The organism is Roseivirga sp. UBA838 (genome assembly GCF_002296035.1).
Classification (GTDB): Bacteria; Bacteroidota; Bacteroidia; order Cytophagales; family Cyclobacteriaceae; genus Roseivirga; species Roseivirga thermotolerans.
Window position 1 is genome coordinate 241,025 of sequence record NZ_DBHC01000010.1, and the last position, 15,957, is coordinate 256,981.

Genomic DNA, 15,957 nt, shown 5'->3' on the forward strand with positions numbered 1-15,957 from the left:
TATGGAAGACAATCGCCTCCATTTGTTCCAGGCTTTTGGTATTGAGCTGGAATACATGATTGTAGACATTGAGACGCTCGATGTAAAACCAATTGCCGATGAGGTGCTTAAATCGTTGGCCGGTGAAATTACCAATGAAATCACATTTGGAAGCGTAACCTGGTCTAACGAGCTGGCACTACACGTTATTGAGCTTAAATGCTCGGCTCCAACAGGCAATTTGCAGCAACTGGCGGTCGATTTCGAAGAAGCCGTTCAGCAAATGAATAGTGCTCTGGCACAATTCAATGCACAGTTAATGCCTTCTGCCGCGCACCCATGGATGAACCCTGAGACAGAAACCGTTCGTTGGCCACACGATAATGCAGAAATTTACGCTACCTACGATCGCATATTTAACTGTAAGGGGCACGGATGGAGCAACCTGCAAAGCATGCACATAAACCTTCCTTTTGCTAATGACGAAGAGTTTGGCAGACTGCACGCGGCCATACGCACACTGTTGCCAATAATGCCCGCCCTGTCGGCTAGTTCGCCCATTTTGGATGGTAAAGACACCGGTTTTTGGGACAAGCGATTGGATTATTATCGCAAAAATCAAAAGGCAGTGCCTGTGCTTACAGGACAGGTAATTCCTGAACCGGTTTTTACACAAAATGAATACCAAGCACAGATTTTTGATCGCATAGCGCGTGATATTAAAATACATGATCAGGAAGGAATTTTAGAGCCTATTTGGCTGAACTCCCGGGGTGCTATTGCACGGTTCGATAGGGGAGCTATAGAAATTAGAATACTCGATGTGCAAGAGTGCCCCAAAGCCGATTTGGCCATTGCCTCCCTCATTATTCATGCCCTCAAACTACTTACCGAAGAGCACCTGATGAGCCTGGAACAACAACAGAAATTTAAGACCGAAGCACTGGCCACCCTGTTCAACCAGGTGATTAAACATGGAGAACACAGTCTTATACAAGATGCTGCCTACCTCAAGGCCTTTGGTCTTAATGCCGTTACGGAAATGACAGCCACTGAACTATGGCAATACATTAAGCGAAAGGTAGATAGGAGGTATCCTGAAGCACTGAGTTATTGGCAGTCCGAAATTGAATTGCTATTTGATGAGGGTACCCTCTCTACTCGTGTACTCAATGCACTAGAGGCCAACCTGGAGCACGATAACCTTAAAATGGTGTACTCGGAGTTGTGTGATTGTTTGGAAAGTAATCAAATGCTAAGGGAATGTCTGGAAGAAGCTTTTTAATGACCTGCGAACATGCAGGCAACTATGTGCCGGCAAATTATCGCTACTTGTTTTTAGGCCATGAGGCCATTTTAGAAACACACAGAGGGTATGACCTGGGAGCGGGGCCTCTGGCCGAATATTTGGCCGATACATTAAAGCTACCTCTCTACGTGAACATGATCACCCGGTTGTTGGTAGACTCCAATCGTTCCAAGTTCAATCCGGAGCTGTATTCGGAGTTTAGTCGTAGTCTAGACCCCGTGGTAAAGAAGTTTTTACTCAAAAAGTACTATACCGCTTACCGACAGCAGGTGTATGATTGGATTAAAGAGCACGCCCGAAAAACCGATTCGGTAGTTCATATTTCCATGCACTCATTTACCCCCGTTCTTAAAGGAGAAACCCGTAAGGCCGATATTGGTATTCTATACGATGATAACAGAGAACCGGAGGCTCGCATAGCTCGCCAATTGGTGGCCGATCTGCAGCTTAATGCTCCACAGTTTGTAACCATGCACAACTATCCGTATTTGGGCACAGCCGATGGGTTTACCACCTACCTGCGCAAAGAGTTTAGACCTAAAAACTATTCAGGAATAGAAATTGAGGTGAATCAAAAATACCACAACCGACCGGAAATGGAAGATATAAAAAAGGCTCTACAAGTAGCTCTGAAGTCGGTTATGAGCGAAGAAACCGCCCTCTGTTAGTAGTTAGCAGGGGTCAGTCGGGCTAAGTAAAATATTCAGCCATAGCATTATTGGCGGGGTAAGAGTAGAGGCTTAGGTGCACTTGTATTTCTTAGGAGCAGCCTTTTTACATAGACATCAATTGTTTAGAAAGAGAAGGATTTGGTTTTATTGCTTAGGGGGCAGGCCTCATCATATTATCAAAAGTCCTTCTTTTCCGGAATAGGCAAGCCCTATATTTGTGTATTAATCGCCTACCTATGCAGAGACTACTTCAAGACGTAATTGTTTTGGTGAAGGACACCGGAGACTTTATTCGCGAAGAATCGCACAAGTTCGATCATTCAAAAATTGAATATAAAGGCACAAACGATCTTGTTTCTTATGTAGATAAAGAGGCAGAAATGCGATTGGTAAAGGGCCTGTCTGAAATATTGCCGGGCAGTGGATTTATTGCCGAAGAGGGTACTTCTTCTAGAAGATCGGATAGTTACAACTGGATTATAGACCCGCTAGACGGAACTACAAATTTTGCCCACGGTTTGCCGGTGTATGCCATTTCTGTGGCTCTAGTGAAGCGGGGAGAGCTGGCTCTGGGAGTGGTGTATGAACTGAATAGAGATGAGTGCTTCCATGCTTCTAAAGGCGAAGGTGCTTTTTTAAATCATATGCCCATTAGGGTTTCACCGGTAAAAACGCTCGATAAGTCTCTGCTAGCCACAGGTTTTCCTTACTACGACTTCGAAAAAATGAGTAGTTACCTCTCCATTCTCAACGAGTTTATGCAAACTACCCATGGTTTAAGGCGTATGGGAAGTGCGGCAGTAGACCTTGCCTATACCGCTTGCGGACGCTTTGAAGGGTTCTTTGAATACAACCTCAACGCCTGGGATGTAGCCGCAGGAGCTTTGTTGGTGCAGGAGGCCGGAGGAACCGTAACGGACTTTAAAGGGGGGAATAACTTTTTGATGGGTCGGGAAATTGTGGCTGGTAATGCAACCCAACAAGAAATGCTAAGACTTATTCAGAAACACTGGAAGTGATCCACAACCTAATAAAAATAGTAATACGGAATATGGTTAGAAGCCTTCACCAACCTTTGCCGGTACAGGTAGCAGGGAGCAATCTAACACCGGTTGCTTTACGCAAACTTTGCCGAAGGGCGGTTGATTAGAAAACGCATTGAATAGAGCTACTTAATCAACTATAACTTTTCAGCTTTCAGACCGATTCGCGAACTTTGTCTCCGCAATCGCAGTTCACTAAGCAATGCAGGAAATTATTATTGGCATATTATTCTTAGCGGCTCTTTTCTTCATGGGCAGAAAGGTGTACAGGCAATATAAGGCCAAAGATAGCTGTGCTACGGGCTGCGAAAAATGCTCTCCATCTTCCAATAAAAACTTTAAGCTACCCGAGCATCTAAAAAACTAGATGGCTTGTGGGTACAAAATTCAAATTTAATCGATAGAGTAATCTATGGATGAGGCACGGAAGGCCGGCTTTAACCGTTTCATCAAGCCCATACTTTAGTTCCTTCAGAACAATTACGGCACATTTCAATTTCACTTCTGGACCTAATGAGCTTTTGCCTGAAAGACCTGTAAGCCTCGCTTCTCCAGACTTCTTTGAACGGTTGTTCTTTCGTTTCGCCCAACTGATAGTGCGCATCTTTATCGAAACAACAAGGCACTACCTTACCGTCCCAGGTAATCACGCAAGAGTGCCACATTTTCCAGCAATGATTAACCAGCTTATTTTTAATGGTCCATTTTCCGCCTGGGAGCTGTTGGTAGCGACTATACTTTTCTTGTGTGGGAATAAGTTCAGAGCCATTTTCATAATCGTAAATCTGAGCCGTTTTAAAGGCCACTTCGTTTACCCCCAGTTTGTCGGCCAGAGCTTTTACTTCGTTCAGTTGGTGCTCATTAGGCTTTACCACCAGGTATTGAAAGATGATATGTGGAGTTCTTGATTTGAGCTTCTTTTTCCACTGCACAACCTTTTTGGTGCCATCAATTACCTTTTGCAGTTTGCCTCCAACGCGGTATTGTTCGTAGGTCTCCTGCGTAGTACCATCAATCGAGATAATTAGCCGATCCAGGCCGGAGGCCACGGTTTCCCTGGCCACTTGGTCGGTCAGATAATGAGCGTTGGTAGAGGTGGCCGTGTATATACCCTTTTTACGGGCATATTTTACTTGATCCAGAAAATTAGGATTCAGGTAGGGTTCACCCTGAAAATAGAATATGAGATAACTGAGCCTTGGAGCCAACTCATCAATAACTGATTGGTAGGTTTCATTGGCCAGCATACCGGTGGGGCGCGTAAAATTTCTTAAGCCACTAGGACACTCCGGACACCGAAGGTTACACGATGTGGTTGGCTCCAGGGCAATACTGGTGGGCATGCCCCAGTGAATAGGTTTTTTGAAAAGTTTAGATACAAAGTAGCTACTCACCAACTGCACCATGTTCCAAACCCTCAGTGGTGTGAGTTTGGAAAAATAGTTGAGCCCATCGTGCCAGTTACGATTCATGTGTTCAAGTTAGGGGGCCAGGTAAACGGAACAAAATTACTGACGATATTTGCCGTATTAATGGTGAAAAGAAATAGTTTTAATCTATGAAGCTCAACCTGATACTCTGTGGTCTGCTTGTTTGTTTCTCCCTTGCGGCACAATATCCTACACTGTCGCAAGAATCTGAGGTAAGTCTTATTACCATTGGCCCCGGACCTAACTTGGTAGACTGTTTTGGCCATAGTGCCTTTAGGGTGCAAGACCCCGCACTCAATATGGATAGAGCCTATAACTACGGTGTGTACGATTCGGACGAAGACCAGTTCATTATGAAATTCGTTACCGGTTCGGCCGATTATATGGTGGATGCCCGGCCGTTCGATCAGTTTTTTAGAAGTTACAAGGCGCAAAACCGTTGGGTAACTGAGCAAGTACTCAACCTTACCCTGGAAGAAAAGCAGGCTATTTTTGAGTACCTTGAGAACAACAGCTTGCCTCAAAACAAATACTACCGATACGATCAGTTTTATGATAATTGTGCCACCAAGCTGCGCGATATTCCCAAGGAGGTGTTGGGCGACAAACTGGTGTTTAGTGGAGCGCATATAAAAGGAAAGGTTACCCTGCGCGATTTGGTTGATGAGAATGCGTATAACCACCCCTGGTGGGATTTGGGGATAGATATAGCTCTGGGAAATCTTATTGACAGAGCGTCTACTGTTGAAGGCTTAATGTATCAGCCAGACTATGTCCTTTCGGCTTATGCCCATGCTACTATTGAGCGCGAAGGGCAAAGTGTTCCGGCTATTAAAGCTACTAATCAACTGTTTACCTCCGATTTTCACGAAAAACCCAAAGAAGTACTCAGCCCAACGCTTACCCTTTCGGTTGTGGCCCTAATCTTCATGATCTTTACGGTACGCGATTACATGACCAAAAGGCGTTCCCGGTGGATTGACTTTGTTCTCTTTTTTGTAACCGGATTGGTAGGCTTAATGCTGGTATTGCTTTGGGTAGCCACACACCATACTACCACCGTGAACAACCTGAATATTCTCTGGGCTTTTGCGCCCAACCTGGTAGTGGCCTTTCTTCTGCTTAAGGCCAAGCCCAAACCTTGGCTAATGGTGTATGTTCGCTTTTTGGTAATACTGCTCATTGCCATGACTATGGTGTGGATTACCAGGTTGCAGGTATACAACACCGCCATGATTCCCCTGATGTTAATGCTCGGGTTTCGCTATGTATTCCTTTGGCAAAAAGGGCTTGGAGGCACAAGAAAAAGGGCTTTTTAACTCATTTTTTAAGCCCTTTAATTACGATTTCTTCTTGAATGAGCACGTCACGCATAAAGAGATTTCGGTTGATTTCTTTGAGACCGAGTTCTTTGAAAACTTTGATAATGTTTCGCAATGTTTTGGCCTCAATTAAGGAAAGGTTTAGCTCAAAATCATCCCGACAATCATTAATGAATTCATCGGTAAAAGTTGGTGCAATTAGGAGTGTTTTAATAACTGTATATCCGTAGCTCTGTACTAGCTTTTTATAAGATTTTATTTGCCTTGATACTGAGCTAAACTTGTTGTAGTTGTCCTTACTCGTTTTACACTCTATTAAAATAATGTTGTTGTCTCCCAGATTGATAAGGATATCTACCTTGTCTTTTTTAGTGTTTATTGATTGCTTGAGAGAATGGTCGACTTTAAAGCCTAAGGTTGTTAGAATGTTGGAAGTAACATCTTCGAACATTAAACCAAGGTCAGCCTCTTTAACCTGTATTCCGTTCTCCTTTAAAGTATTCAGATCTCTACATGCAATAAGGTGATAGTTTTCAATATAGAGGCTTTCTATATCTTTATATGATTCTAAAATATTTGAAATCTCATCACCTCTTTTCGAAATTCCCTTAGTCTCGCAAAAAGCATATAGAGATTCTTTTGAAAGTAAGTCGAGCAAATCTCGGGGCTTTATATTATAGTCTACCAAGTACTGAGCTTGTAAAACATTATCCTCACTCAATTCAAACTCGTCTTTCACTAGCTTATTAAATCCTTTTATGGTCGTTCCTAAGTCTGATAGAAGAGAATCAAAACCCTCAAGGGAAATTCCTAGTTGTTCCTCTCGGTCTAACGCATTAAAGTGGGCAATTACCAGATCGACTTTTTGCTCTATGGTACTGCCTCCAAAACCTTTAATTCCGACTTTATCAGCAATTGTGTTGATTACTTTTTTGCGTTCTGTTAAGGTAGATCCGGCTTTATGAATATCGAATATTAAGGTGTCTTCAAGTTTAACTCCGGTCTTGATAATGTCTTTGATTTTTTGTTCTCTTGACGAAGCTTTGTCTATATTGTGATTCTTGAGAATCTGATGAATTTGTGAATCAAGGAGGGTGTTGAGTATTCTTCGGAAATGTTTATCAGCGATACTTTTTCCTCTCACTTTTCTTAAAACTCTTACCACCTCATCGGCAACATAAACCTTGTTGCTTTTTTGAGAATAGAAAACAACCCCTTTATTCCTCAGTTCATCGATTATTTCCTGTACCTCCTTAACATTAATAGGAAGGATTAAGTAGTTGATTAACCTTATTTCCTCTTGAGAAAGATTAAGCTGACTAGAAAGTGTGTGTAAGATTGACTGTTCATCACCAGTAATTTTCGAATCAAGATTGTTGTCTATGTCGTTGCGGTAAGCTGTTTCTAAACAGGACTTGTATATTTTATAATCCCTTATCCTGCTTTCTTCAACAGTTTTGTCTTGACCGGAAATAACATTAGAGAGCTGTTTTATTTTTTGCTTAAGGGTTTTGATTTCTTTGGTATATAGGGTGTAGAACCATTCTCGGGTCATTATACCGTTGCCGTCTCGAATAATAATATCTATGAGTATATCAAACTGAGAGTTGGTCTCTAGAAATTCAGAATGAAGGTGGTGTTCAAAGTCTGTTTCCAGTTGCTGAAAAACCTCCGAAACCAACAGACTATCCAGGTTTTTGAGCTCACCATCACTGGCTAGAAGGATCTTTTCAATATTGTTCCTGTTAGGGGATACTGGTATTAGCTCATTGATTATTTTTAGAAAGGGGTTTTTTTCACGAAAATTCAGCCGTTCGATTATTTCATGTAGGCGCATGTTTGATAGGTTGATTTATGACAATGAACCTAATTTAATATTTTTCTAAAAAATCTTATCAAAAGTATATTTAAAGTGCCTTAAATCGAATGGCTACACCACCGCCACGGGCCATTTTAAGCAATAGCGTATCTCCTTTTTGCACCTTTTGAGTTTCAATGGTATAGGCCGATGGATTGGTTTCAAAATCGGCATTGTCAGCATCGCGGTAAATTTGGGCTTCATAGTGCACTCCATTCTGCAAAAAACTCAGGGGGATATTCAGCTCACGGGCATTTTCATCGGTAATACCTCCTAAGTACCAGTCGTAGCTATTTTTACCCAGTCGGGCAATTACTACATACTCCCCTATTTCGGCCGCCACAACTTTACTGGCATCCCAGTCTGTAGGAACATCTTTAATAAACTGAAAAGCGGGGTGTCCTTCATAGTGTTCAATAAGGTCGGAAGCCATTTGTACCGGGCTATAAACCACCACATATTCAGCCAGCTGGTAGGCCAGGGTTGTAGGCACAGAGGCCCCTTCCTTGTACTCGTTTAAATTGAGTTTAAAGAGGCCGGGCGTATAGTCTATGGGGCCACCAAGCATACGGGTAAAAGGTACTATGGTGAGATGCTCAGGAGGATTGCCGCCACCCCAGGGAGAGTTAAATTCTGAACCTCTCAGGCCTTCCCGGGCTACCATATTAGGGTAGGTTCTTCGGATGCCCGTGGCTTTTATGGGTTCATGGGCAATAATCATAACTTCCGATTGAGCTGCTTTGGCCAAAACTTTCCGATAGTGATTGACCATCCACTGGCCATGGTGGTATTCTCCTTCAGGAATTATAGGCCCAACGTAGCCGGTTTTCACGGCATGGATACCAAGCTCTTTCATTAGAGAATAGGCGGTGTCTAGCTGTTGTTCGTAAGTTCTTGGGGCTGCTGAGGTTTCATGATGCATTATGAGACTCACTCCTTTCTGTTGTGCATAGTTTGCCACTTCGCGCAGGTCATAATCGGGATAAGGCGTTACAAAATCGAATACTCCTTCCCGATCAGGAAAGCCAATCCAATGTTCCCAGCCAGTGTTCCAGCCTTCAACCAATACCCCATCAAAGCCGTGTTTGGCGGCAAAGTCTATGTATTTCTTCGCTTTGGCCGTAGTAGCCCCATGCTTACCGCTGGCATAGTCCCAGCTGGAAGTTTGCAGGTGCATTTCCCACCATATTCCAATATACTTGCCGGGTTTAATCCAGTCCGTTTGGCTCAACTTGTTTGGCTCGTTAAGGTTTAAAATGAGCTTTGACTCTAGCAGATCCCCGGCCGTTTGACCCACCTGAATGGTTCGCCAGGGGGTTCTAAATGGGGTTGTCACCCGGGCCTTCCAGCCATTGAGAGTAGAGGGCACCAATGAGCTGGTTAGGGTTCGCTTATCTTCCTCTATCCGTAGTGTCATGTCGGGGTAGTTGGTAAGTGCAGCTTCGTGAATGCTGATGTGCAAGCCTTTCTCTGTTTTCATGGTGAAAGGTGTATTTACAGCATGTTTTTCTATTATGGTTGTTGCGGCCAACAGGCTTCCATCTACCAATGAAGAGTCTATTTCGCTTACTCGTGTGGTTTGGTATAGGTATTCGTAGCTGTCATAGTCGGCCGGAATCCACCAGGCCGTATGATCTCCGGTTAAACGAAACTGACTGTATTCATTGTCTACAATAAGTTCTTCGGTGCCCGGTTGGTTTGGGAGTTCGTAGCGAAAGCCAATACCATCATCGAACAATCGAAACTGAATATTAAGCAGTAGGCCATCGGTGTGTTGCAAGTGAAGAGTATAGCTGCGGTGGCGGTCATGTACCACACCGTCTTCTCCCCAAAGAGGGTACCAAAGCTCGTTCTTGCCTGTGCTGTCTATAGAAAGAAGTTTGAGCCCCTTGCCTATGAATCCGTGTTCTCGCAGCTCCAAACCAAGGGTAGACTCAAGAATAACCGGTTGGCCGTTGAAGTTCATGGTATAGGCCAATTGGTTACTATCCGTTTCAAAAACTCTGACTTTAACTTTGCCATCGGGTGAGGAAAACGTTTGGTTGATTTTTTCGGACTGGCAAGAAACCATCAACAGCCCTAATAGTGTATAAGCCAGGTACTTCATAACTCAACTTTTGCCGAAAGTTAAGAAGCAGATGGGTTGAAAACACGCTCCTAATTAATCCTTAACAATTTGATCAACCGCCTCGCGGATCAGATCCGATTCGAAGCCCCGACCATAAAGATACTGTGATAGTTTGCCCTTTTTTATATACTCCGAATGGCCTGAAAGCTGCTGATATTTCTTTTGGGCCTGGCCGATTAGGGCTTGCCAGTACTCCTCGGGATCTATCTCCTCCAATCCTTTTTTTATGCAGTAGTCAGATAGTTTATGTGGTTTAAGTTGCTGAAGAATTTTTTGTCGCCCCCATTTTTTCATACGGAATTTGCCTCCAATAAAGGCTTTGGCAAAGCGCTCTTCATTAATAAACCCTTCCACAATGAGTTCTGTGAGCACTTCTTCTACATCTTGTTGGTGTAAACCATAGCTGTATAGTTTGTCTCTGACTTCTTGTTGCGAACGCTCCTGATAGGCACAAAAGTCGGCAGCCTTTAGTTTGGCTGTTTTTCGATCATATGTTTTGCCTGGTTTGGAGTTTTCGTAATCAAGCATATTCTAAATGACAGTACAGAAGGATGTAAATTAAAAAGCACCGCGAAATAGCCAAGAGGGCGTTTGCTTCGCGGTGCCTGATATGGATTTGGTCAATTAACCCAAATCGAATTTTATACCCTGAGCAAGTGGCAGTTTATCCGTGTAGTTAATGGTATTGGTTTGTCTGCGCATGTATCCTTTCCAGGCATCTGAACCGGACTCGCGACCACCGCCAGTTTCTTTCTCACCTCCAAAGGCTCCTCCAATTTCTGCTCCTGAAGTACCAATGTTCACATTGGCGATGCCACAATCGGAACCTGAGGCCGACAGGAATTGATAGGCTTCTCTTACACTGTTGGTCATAATGGCCGAAGAGAGCCCTTGTTTTACACCGTTTTGTATAGCCAGGGCATCGTTTACATCGCCTGAATACTTAATGAGATAAAGTATAGGGGCGAAGGTTTCTTCCTGAACAGTAGCGTAATGGTTTTCCGCCTCCACAATGCATGGTTTTACATAACATCCGCTTTCATATCCAGAACCTTGCAGTACTCCTCCTTCAACCAATATGCGACCTCCTTCTTTTTGAACGGCCTCAATGGCATTGGTATAGTTCTTCACTGCATCAGTGTCTATGAGTGGCCCCACATGGTTGTTTTCATCTAATGGATTGCCAATTTTAAGTTGCTTGTAGGCATTTACGAGAGCGTCTTTCACCTTGTCGTAGATTGACTCGTGAATAATGAGCCTTCGGGTTGAAGTACAGCGCTGCCCGGCTGTGCCCACCGCGCCAAATACACTACCGATAATGGTCATCTTCAGGTCGGCTTCAGGGGTTACAATGATGGCGTTGTTTCCTCCCAACTCGAGAATGGATTTGCCCAATCGGGCAGCCACTGTCTGACCCACAATTTTCCCCATACGAATAGAGCCAGTGGCCGAAACAAGCGGAACTCTTTCGTCTTTGGTCATGTATTCACCTACCTGATAATCGCCATTAATCATGCACGAGATACCCTCAGGCATTTGGTTGTCTTTAAGTACTTCGGCAATCAGGTTTTGACAGGCCACGGCACAAAGCGGAGTTTTTTCAGAGGGTTTCCAGATACACACATCGCCACAAACCCAGGCCAGGGCAGTGTTCCAGGACCAAACAGCCACCGGGAAGTTAAATGCAGAAATAATACCCACTACTCCAAGTGGGTGCCATTGCTCTTGCATGTGGTGCCCCGGACGCTCAGATTTAATGGTAAGGCCATGTAACTGTCGGGAAAGACCCACGGCAAAATCACAAATATCTATCATTTCCTGAACCTCACCCAAGCCCTCTTGGTAAGACTTGCCCATTTCGTAAGAAACCAGCTTGCCCAAATCGGCTTTGTGTTTTCTCAACTTTTCACCAAACTGTCTTACTATTTCTCCACGAGCCGGTGCGGTTACTTCTCTCCAGTCTAAAAAGGCTTTTTGAGCGGTGGCAACTACCTGGTCATATTCTTCGCGGGTGGTAGTGCTTACCGATCCTATATACTGCCCGTTTACCGGTGAAAAAGATTTAAGTTCTCCACCTTTGCCCGAGCTTTTAGATCCTGTAGAAGTACCATTATTATTAGTGCCTACGCCAAGGTTTTTCAATGCGCTATCAATACCAAAATTCTCCATTTCTGTTTCTCTCTATTGGTTACTAGCCCATAATTACAAGTATTTTCAGAGGCCTCCAAAATTTTGAGGCTTGGAATGGGGCACTTCTATTTGAACTTTGGTATTACAGAAAAGGCTGAGAGAGTTTACAGTAAGAAAGGCATGTTCAAAAGAGACAGAAATAGAAGGGCTGCTCCAGAAAAACACTGAGTCTGCCCGTAATGCGCAGGCCCGTGAGCTTCTAAAGCAGCCCTTTATGGAAGTACTTATTTACCAGTTAATTCTGTAGTAGTCTTTGTATCCGTTGGGGTATTTGCCCATTACGTAGAAGTCTCGGGTTTTTGCATCGAGCAGTTCCTGAAAATCCGAGAGGCCTTTAATGTCTACATCGCCTACCTTAGTAATTACAAAGCCTTCTTTTATTCCGGCTTCTTTCCAGGCTCCTTCTCCCATTTCTACCAACTGTACTCCTCCTTCAATTTTGAGTCGTGTTTTTATGTTTTCGTTGATATCGATAAACGTGGAACCCTCGATTTTGTAGCTAAGGGTAACTTCTTCGGGCACCCCGGCAATAAACTCATCTTTCTTTCTGAGTTTGAGCTTCGTTTCTTTAAGCTTACCGTCTCGTTTGTACTTGACAAGAATCTCATCTCCTGGTCTTTTTCTGGCTACCAACTCCTGAAGCTCGCTGGTTGTTCTTACCGTTCGGTCGTCAATGCCCACTATTACATCATCAATTTTAATACCTGCTCGCTCGGCTGCGCCTCCGGGACTCACCCCGCTAATGAGTACTCCGGACAATTCGTTGGTAAAGCGACCATCGGCATCAGTTATTTGAACACCTAGCAGGCCTCTTTGCACTTTGCCAAATTCAAGCAAATCGTCCATTACTTTTTTTACCAGAATGGAAGGCACGGCAAAAGAATACCCATTAAAGGTGCCGGTATTAGTAGCAATAGCTGTATTAATGCCAATTAGCTCCCCATCTAAATTAACCAAAGCTCCGCCACTATTGCCTCTGTTTACCACAGCATCGGTTTGAATAAAAGACTCAATGCCGTAGTTGTTTACTTGTCCACTTTGAATAAGATTAATATTTCTGGCTTTAGCACTCACAATTCCTGCGGTTACGGTATTGTTTAGGTCGAAGGGGTTTCCTACAGCCAAAACCCATTCACCAATTTCTACCTGGTCGGAATTGCCAAATTCTACATGAGGAAGATTTTTGGCATCTATTTTTATAAGTGCGAGGTCAGTGTCAGGGTCTACGCCTATAAGTTCTGCGTCAATTCTTCTGTTGTCGTCCAGGCGAACTTCCAGCTCATCGGCATCTTCAACCACATGGTAGTTGGTGGCTATGTAGCCATCTGCCGAAATAAGTACTCCGGAACCGGTAGATTGTCTTGCTCGTCTTTCTCTTCCAAATAACCTGGACCATGAACTTGAGTTTCTCGAAGAAATAGAGGTATTGGTAATGTGAACTACGGCCGGTACAGCTTTACGCGAGGCTTTAATGAAGTTGATGCCTTCAGGCACCACATAGTCTTTTCTAACCGGATTTATTTCGCCCAAAGAGGTAGAAACGGCAGCGCTACCGGAAATGGAGGTCTCGCTACTACCGTCAGAGCCGTTAAACAAACTGAGGCCTAAGAGTACAATTAACCCTCCCAAAAGAGAGGAGGCCAGAATACCCAGAAAAAACTGTCGCTTCGAAATCATGATTGCCAAATATCGGTTGTCACATCTAAACGTGATTCAAAAACCTAGTGTTTTAATTTATTCAAAATTAAGCGGTTATTAACCGGATTTAACAACTATCAACAAAAAGAGGCCACCAAATTGGTGGCCCCTAATCAACCTCAACAACACAAACTACTTCACACTAATTTTGCTGGCTAGTTTTTTGGTCTCATCCTTTGGGATAATGAGGCTCAAAATGCCATTTTCATAAGTTGCTTCTATTTTGTCGCTCTGAATATTGTCCGGTAACTGGAAAGATTTCTTAAATGTGCCATACTCTGTTTGTATGGAATAGAAGTTTTTCTCGCTTTGCTTCTTCTCAAACTTGCGCTCACCGCTTATGGTAAGCAGCCCGTCATTCAGGTCAATGTTGAAATCTTTCTTGTCGAAACCCGGAACGGCTACTTCTATTTCGAAGGCCTTTTCGGTTTCGGCAATATCAGTTCGCGGATTAAATGTAGTTGCTACATTGTCAAAAGATTCATTAAAGAATCTGTCGAAAAACTTGTCCATTGTGCTGGGCACAAACCAATCGGAGTTTCTTCTTACTAGGTTCATATCTTCAGTTTTTTTTGTTTTCATAATCATTTGCCCTGCTATATGTGAAAATTGTACCAAGGCAAGTTTTCGAATATTTTTAAGACATTATGTCTGTTTTTTGTCTAATCGAAGCACAATTGAAGACATAATGACAGTATTTGGTCGAATAAATCAACTATGAGATGAGTAATTGATTGCATATTTTAGGCATTTTAACTCCCTATGGAATCGAACAGAAAACAGCTGCTAAGAGCGCTTGGACCGGGCATTTTGTTTGCCAGCACCTGTATAGGTGTTTCTCATTTGGTGCAGTCTACCCGGGCCGGAGCCGATTACGGCTTTCAACTACTTATTTTTATTGTACTTTCCAATTTGTTTAAATATCCCTTCTTTGAATTTGGCAGTCGCTATGCAGGGGCCACAAAAAAAAGTATTCTGGAAGGGTACAAACAAGAGGGGAGTTGGGTGTTGTGGGTTTATTTCTTGCTGAGTCTGGCTTCAATGTTTACGGTTACGGCTGCCGTTACATTTGTTACGGCAGGAATGCTTAACAACCTAATGGGTTGGAGCTTAGATCCTACCTTGGTTTCGGGCCTTATTTTGGTTTTTTGTACGCTGGTGTTGGCTATAGGAAGATATAGTTTGCTGGACAGCCTGCTCAAGGTTATTGGTTCTGTGCTGCTTATTTCTACTCTTACAGCCTTTTTTGGGGTGTTGTTCAAAGGCCCTATAGAACCTGTAGCAGGCTTCGTTCCTAAGGAGCTTATGGAACGGGAAGGTGTCATTTTCCTCATTGCCCTGATGGGGTGGATGCCCACGGCTGTGGATCTTTCTACCTGGAATAGCCTTTGGGCCGTAGAGCGAATGAAGCAAACAGGCTACCAAACCAAAATGCGCGAAGTACTTTTCGATTTTAACTTTGGTTACATTGTCACGGCCGTGCTTGCTCTTTGTTTTCTAACTCTGGGAGCGTTTGTTATGTATGGGTCAGGTACTGAGCTATCTAGCAATAGCACCGTGTTTTCCGATCAGGTAGTGAAGTTATATACGAACGCATTGGGTGGTTGGGCTTATCTTATAATTGCTATAGCCGCGTTTTCAACCATGTTTAGTACTACTATTACCGTGGTCGATGGTTTCGGAAGAGCTATGGGAGAGACTCTTCGGCTGCTTTTCTTTAAAACTACAGCCATTAGAACCCTTTACACAATTATGATGGTATTGGTGGCAGCTATTTCATTCTTGTTCATTCTTGTACTCTCCTCCAACCTAAAGGATCTGGTAGATTTGGCCACTACACTATCGTTTGTCATCGCGCCTGTATTTGCTTTTATCAACTATAAGGTGATCATGTCCGATCAGATTGAACAAGCCTACAAACCCAAAGGGTGGCTCAAAGTGCTGGCAATTTGCGGCCTGATTTTCCTTACTCTTTTCGCAATTATCTATCTGGCTGTATATTTTGAGCTGATTTCCCTCTGATTTTTTTGAAAATCTGCTCAAAGCTTTTGGTTTATATTTTCGCATCTGCTAATATTGCACACCCATTCGCAAGATGAGCGAATGAAATACAAAATTCCTCCTTAGCTCAGTTGGTTAGAGCATCTGACTGTTAATCAGAGGGTCCTTGGTTCGAGCCCAAGAGGAGGAGCTAAAAGAGTAAGGCTGGCAAATTTGCCGGCCTTTTTCGTTTACATGAAACACATCACCTACATACTGTATTCTCCTGGAATAGACCGATACTATATTGGCTATACCTCATCATTTTCAGACCGACTGAGTTTTCATA

The 15,957-nt window shown here is 43.4% G+C and carries 13 protein-coding genes and 1 tRNA gene; 7 read left to right on the forward strand and 7 right to left on the reverse strand.

Annotation, left to right across the window (positions count from 1 at the left end; translation table 11 throughout):
- Position 1 precedes the first annotated feature (1 nt).
- From B3O12_RS03870 to B3O12_RS03885, 4 genes are all read left to right on the forward strand, one after another.
- Positions 2-1,264, forward strand: a complete 1,263-nt coding sequence (locus B3O12_RS03870) for a carboxylate-amine ligase (protein ID WP_286755354.1) — start codon at positions 2-4, stop codon at positions 1,262-1,264.
- The gene (locus B3O12_RS03875; RefSeq protein ID WP_286755355.1) at positions 1,243-1,956 is read left to right on the forward strand and encodes an N-formylglutamate amidohydrolase; all 714 of its coding nucleotides are present in this window, start codon (positions 1,243-1,245) and stop codon (positions 1,954-1,956) included. Before B3O12_RS03870 ends, B3O12_RS03875 begins: the two co-directional genes overlap by 22 nt.
- Before the next feature lie 239 nt (positions 1,957-2,195).
- Complete coding sequence (locus B3O12_RS03880; protein ID WP_189628949.1) at positions 2,196-2,978, forward strand: inositol monophosphatase family protein; 783 nt, start codon at positions 2,196-2,198, stop codon at positions 2,976-2,978.
- Positions 2,979-3,204: 226 nt separating this feature from the next.
- Positions 3,205-3,369, forward strand: a complete 165-nt coding sequence (locus B3O12_RS03885; RefSeq protein ID WP_286755356.1) for a FeoB-associated Cys-rich membrane protein — start codon at positions 3,205-3,207, stop codon at positions 3,367-3,369.
- 82 nt (positions 3,370-3,451) lie between these two features.
- Here the strand turns inward: B3O12_RS03885 and B3O12_RS03890 are convergent, their stop codons facing one another.
- Positions 3,452-4,474 (reverse strand): radical SAM/SPASM domain-containing protein, encoded by a 1,023-nt coding sequence (locus tag B3O12_RS03890; protein WP_286755357.1) that lies wholly within the window; start codon positions 4,472-4,474, stop codon positions 3,452-3,454.
- 86 nt (positions 4,475-4,560) lie between these two features.
- On the opposite strand from B3O12_RS03890, the gene B3O12_RS03895 reads away from it, so the two are divergent.
- Positions 4,561-5,751 (forward strand): DUF4105 domain-containing protein, encoded by a 1,191-nt coding sequence (locus B3O12_RS03895; RefSeq protein ID WP_286755358.1) that lies wholly within the window; start codon positions 4,561-4,563, stop codon positions 5,749-5,751.
- Position 5,752: 1 nt separating this feature from the next.
- Here the strand turns inward: B3O12_RS03895 and B3O12_RS03900 are convergent, their stop codons facing one another.
- From B3O12_RS03900 to B3O12_RS03925, 6 genes are all read right to left on the reverse strand, one after another.
- Positions 5,753-7,591, reverse strand: a complete 1,839-nt coding sequence (locus B3O12_RS03900) for a hypothetical protein (protein ID WP_286755359.1) — start codon at positions 7,589-7,591, stop codon at positions 5,753-5,755.
- A gap of 70 nt (positions 7,592-7,661) precedes the next feature.
- Positions 7,662-9,719 carry a glycoside hydrolase family 97 protein gene (locus B3O12_RS03905; protein WP_286755360.1) on the reverse strand — a complete coding sequence of 686 codons (2,058 nt, stop codon included), beginning with the start codon at positions 9,717-9,719 and terminating at the stop codon, positions 7,662-7,664.
- 54 nt (positions 9,720-9,773) lie between these two features.
- On the reverse strand, positions 9,774-10,268 hold the full coding sequence (locus B3O12_RS03910) for a regulatory protein RecX (protein WP_189628954.1): 495 nt from the start codon (positions 10,266-10,268) through the stop codon (positions 9,774-9,776).
- A gap of 96 nt (positions 10,269-10,364) precedes the next feature.
- Positions 10,365-11,909: an aldehyde dehydrogenase family protein gene (locus tag B3O12_RS03915; RefSeq protein WP_286755361.1), complete on the reverse strand. Its 1,545-nt coding sequence runs from the start codon at positions 11,907-11,909 to the stop codon at positions 10,365-10,367.
- Between the two features lie 249 nt (positions 11,910-12,158).
- Positions 12,159-13,607: a S1C family serine protease gene (locus tag B3O12_RS03920; RefSeq protein ID WP_308440957.1), complete on the reverse strand. Its 1,449-nt coding sequence runs from the start codon at positions 13,605-13,607 to the stop codon at positions 12,159-12,161.
- A 153-nt stretch (positions 13,608-13,760) separates the two neighbouring features.
- Positions 13,761-14,186, reverse strand: a complete 426-nt coding sequence (locus B3O12_RS03925; RefSeq protein ID WP_189628956.1) for an Hsp20/alpha crystallin family protein — start codon at positions 14,184-14,186, stop codon at positions 13,761-13,763.
- Positions 14,187-14,390: 204 nt separating this feature from the next.
- Here B3O12_RS03925 and B3O12_RS03930 point away from each other — a divergent pair, with 204 nt between their 5' ends.
- Positions 14,391-15,650 carry an NRAMP family divalent metal transporter gene (locus tag B3O12_RS03930; protein ID WP_286755362.1) on the forward strand — a complete coding sequence of 420 codons (1,260 nt, stop codon included), beginning with the start codon at positions 14,391-14,393 and terminating at the stop codon, positions 15,648-15,650.
- A 95-nt stretch (positions 15,651-15,745) separates the two neighbouring features.
- Positions 15,746-15,819, forward strand: a tRNA-Asn gene (locus tag B3O12_RS03935).
- Positions 15,820-15,957: the final 138 nt, after the last annotated feature.

Coding starts and splice junctions, on each gene's coding strand:
- B3O12_RS03870 (WP_286755354.1), top strand. CDS start 2: ATGGAAGACAATCGCCTCCATTTGTTCCAGGCTTTTGGTATTGAGCTG.
- B3O12_RS03875 (WP_286755355.1), top strand. CDS start 1,243: ATGTCTGGAAGAAGCTTTTTAATGACCTGCGAACATGCAGGCAACTAT.
- B3O12_RS03880 (WP_189628949.1), top strand. CDS start 2,196: ATGCAGAGACTACTTCAAGACGTAATTGTTTTGGTGAAGGACACCGGA.
- B3O12_RS03885 (WP_286755356.1), top strand. CDS start 3,205: ATGCAGGAAATTATTATTGGCATATTATTCTTAGCGGCTCTTTTCTTC.
- B3O12_RS03890 (WP_286755357.1), bottom strand. CDS start 4,474: ATGAATCGTAACTGGCACGATGGGCTCAACTATTTTTCCAAACTCACA.
- B3O12_RS03895 (WP_286755358.1), top strand. CDS start 4,561: ATGAAGCTCAACCTGATACTCTGTGGTCTGCTTGTTTGTTTCTCCCTT.
- B3O12_RS03900 (WP_286755359.1), bottom strand. CDS start 7,591: ATGCGCCTACATGAAATAATCGAACGGCTGAATTTTCGTGAAAAAAAC.
- B3O12_RS03905 (WP_286755360.1), bottom strand. CDS start 9,719: ATGAAGTACCTGGCTTATACACTATTAGGGCTGTTGATGGTTTCTTGC.
- B3O12_RS03910 (WP_189628954.1), bottom strand. CDS start 10,268: ATGCTTGATTACGAAAACTCCAAACCAGGCAAAACATATGATCGAAAA.
- B3O12_RS03915 (WP_286755361.1), bottom strand. CDS start 11,909: ATGGAGAATTTTGGTATTGATAGCGCATTGAAAAACCTTGGCGTAGGC.
- B3O12_RS03920 (WP_308440957.1), bottom strand. CDS start 13,607: ATGATTTCGAAGCGACAGTTTTTTCTGGGTATTCTGGCCTCCTCTCTT.
- B3O12_RS03925 (WP_189628956.1), bottom strand. CDS start 14,186: ATGAACCTAGTAAGAAGAAACTCCGATTGGTTTGTGCCCAGCACAATG.
- B3O12_RS03930 (WP_286755362.1), top strand. CDS start 14,391: ATGGAATCGAACAGAAAACAGCTGCTAAGAGCGCTTGGACCGGGCATT.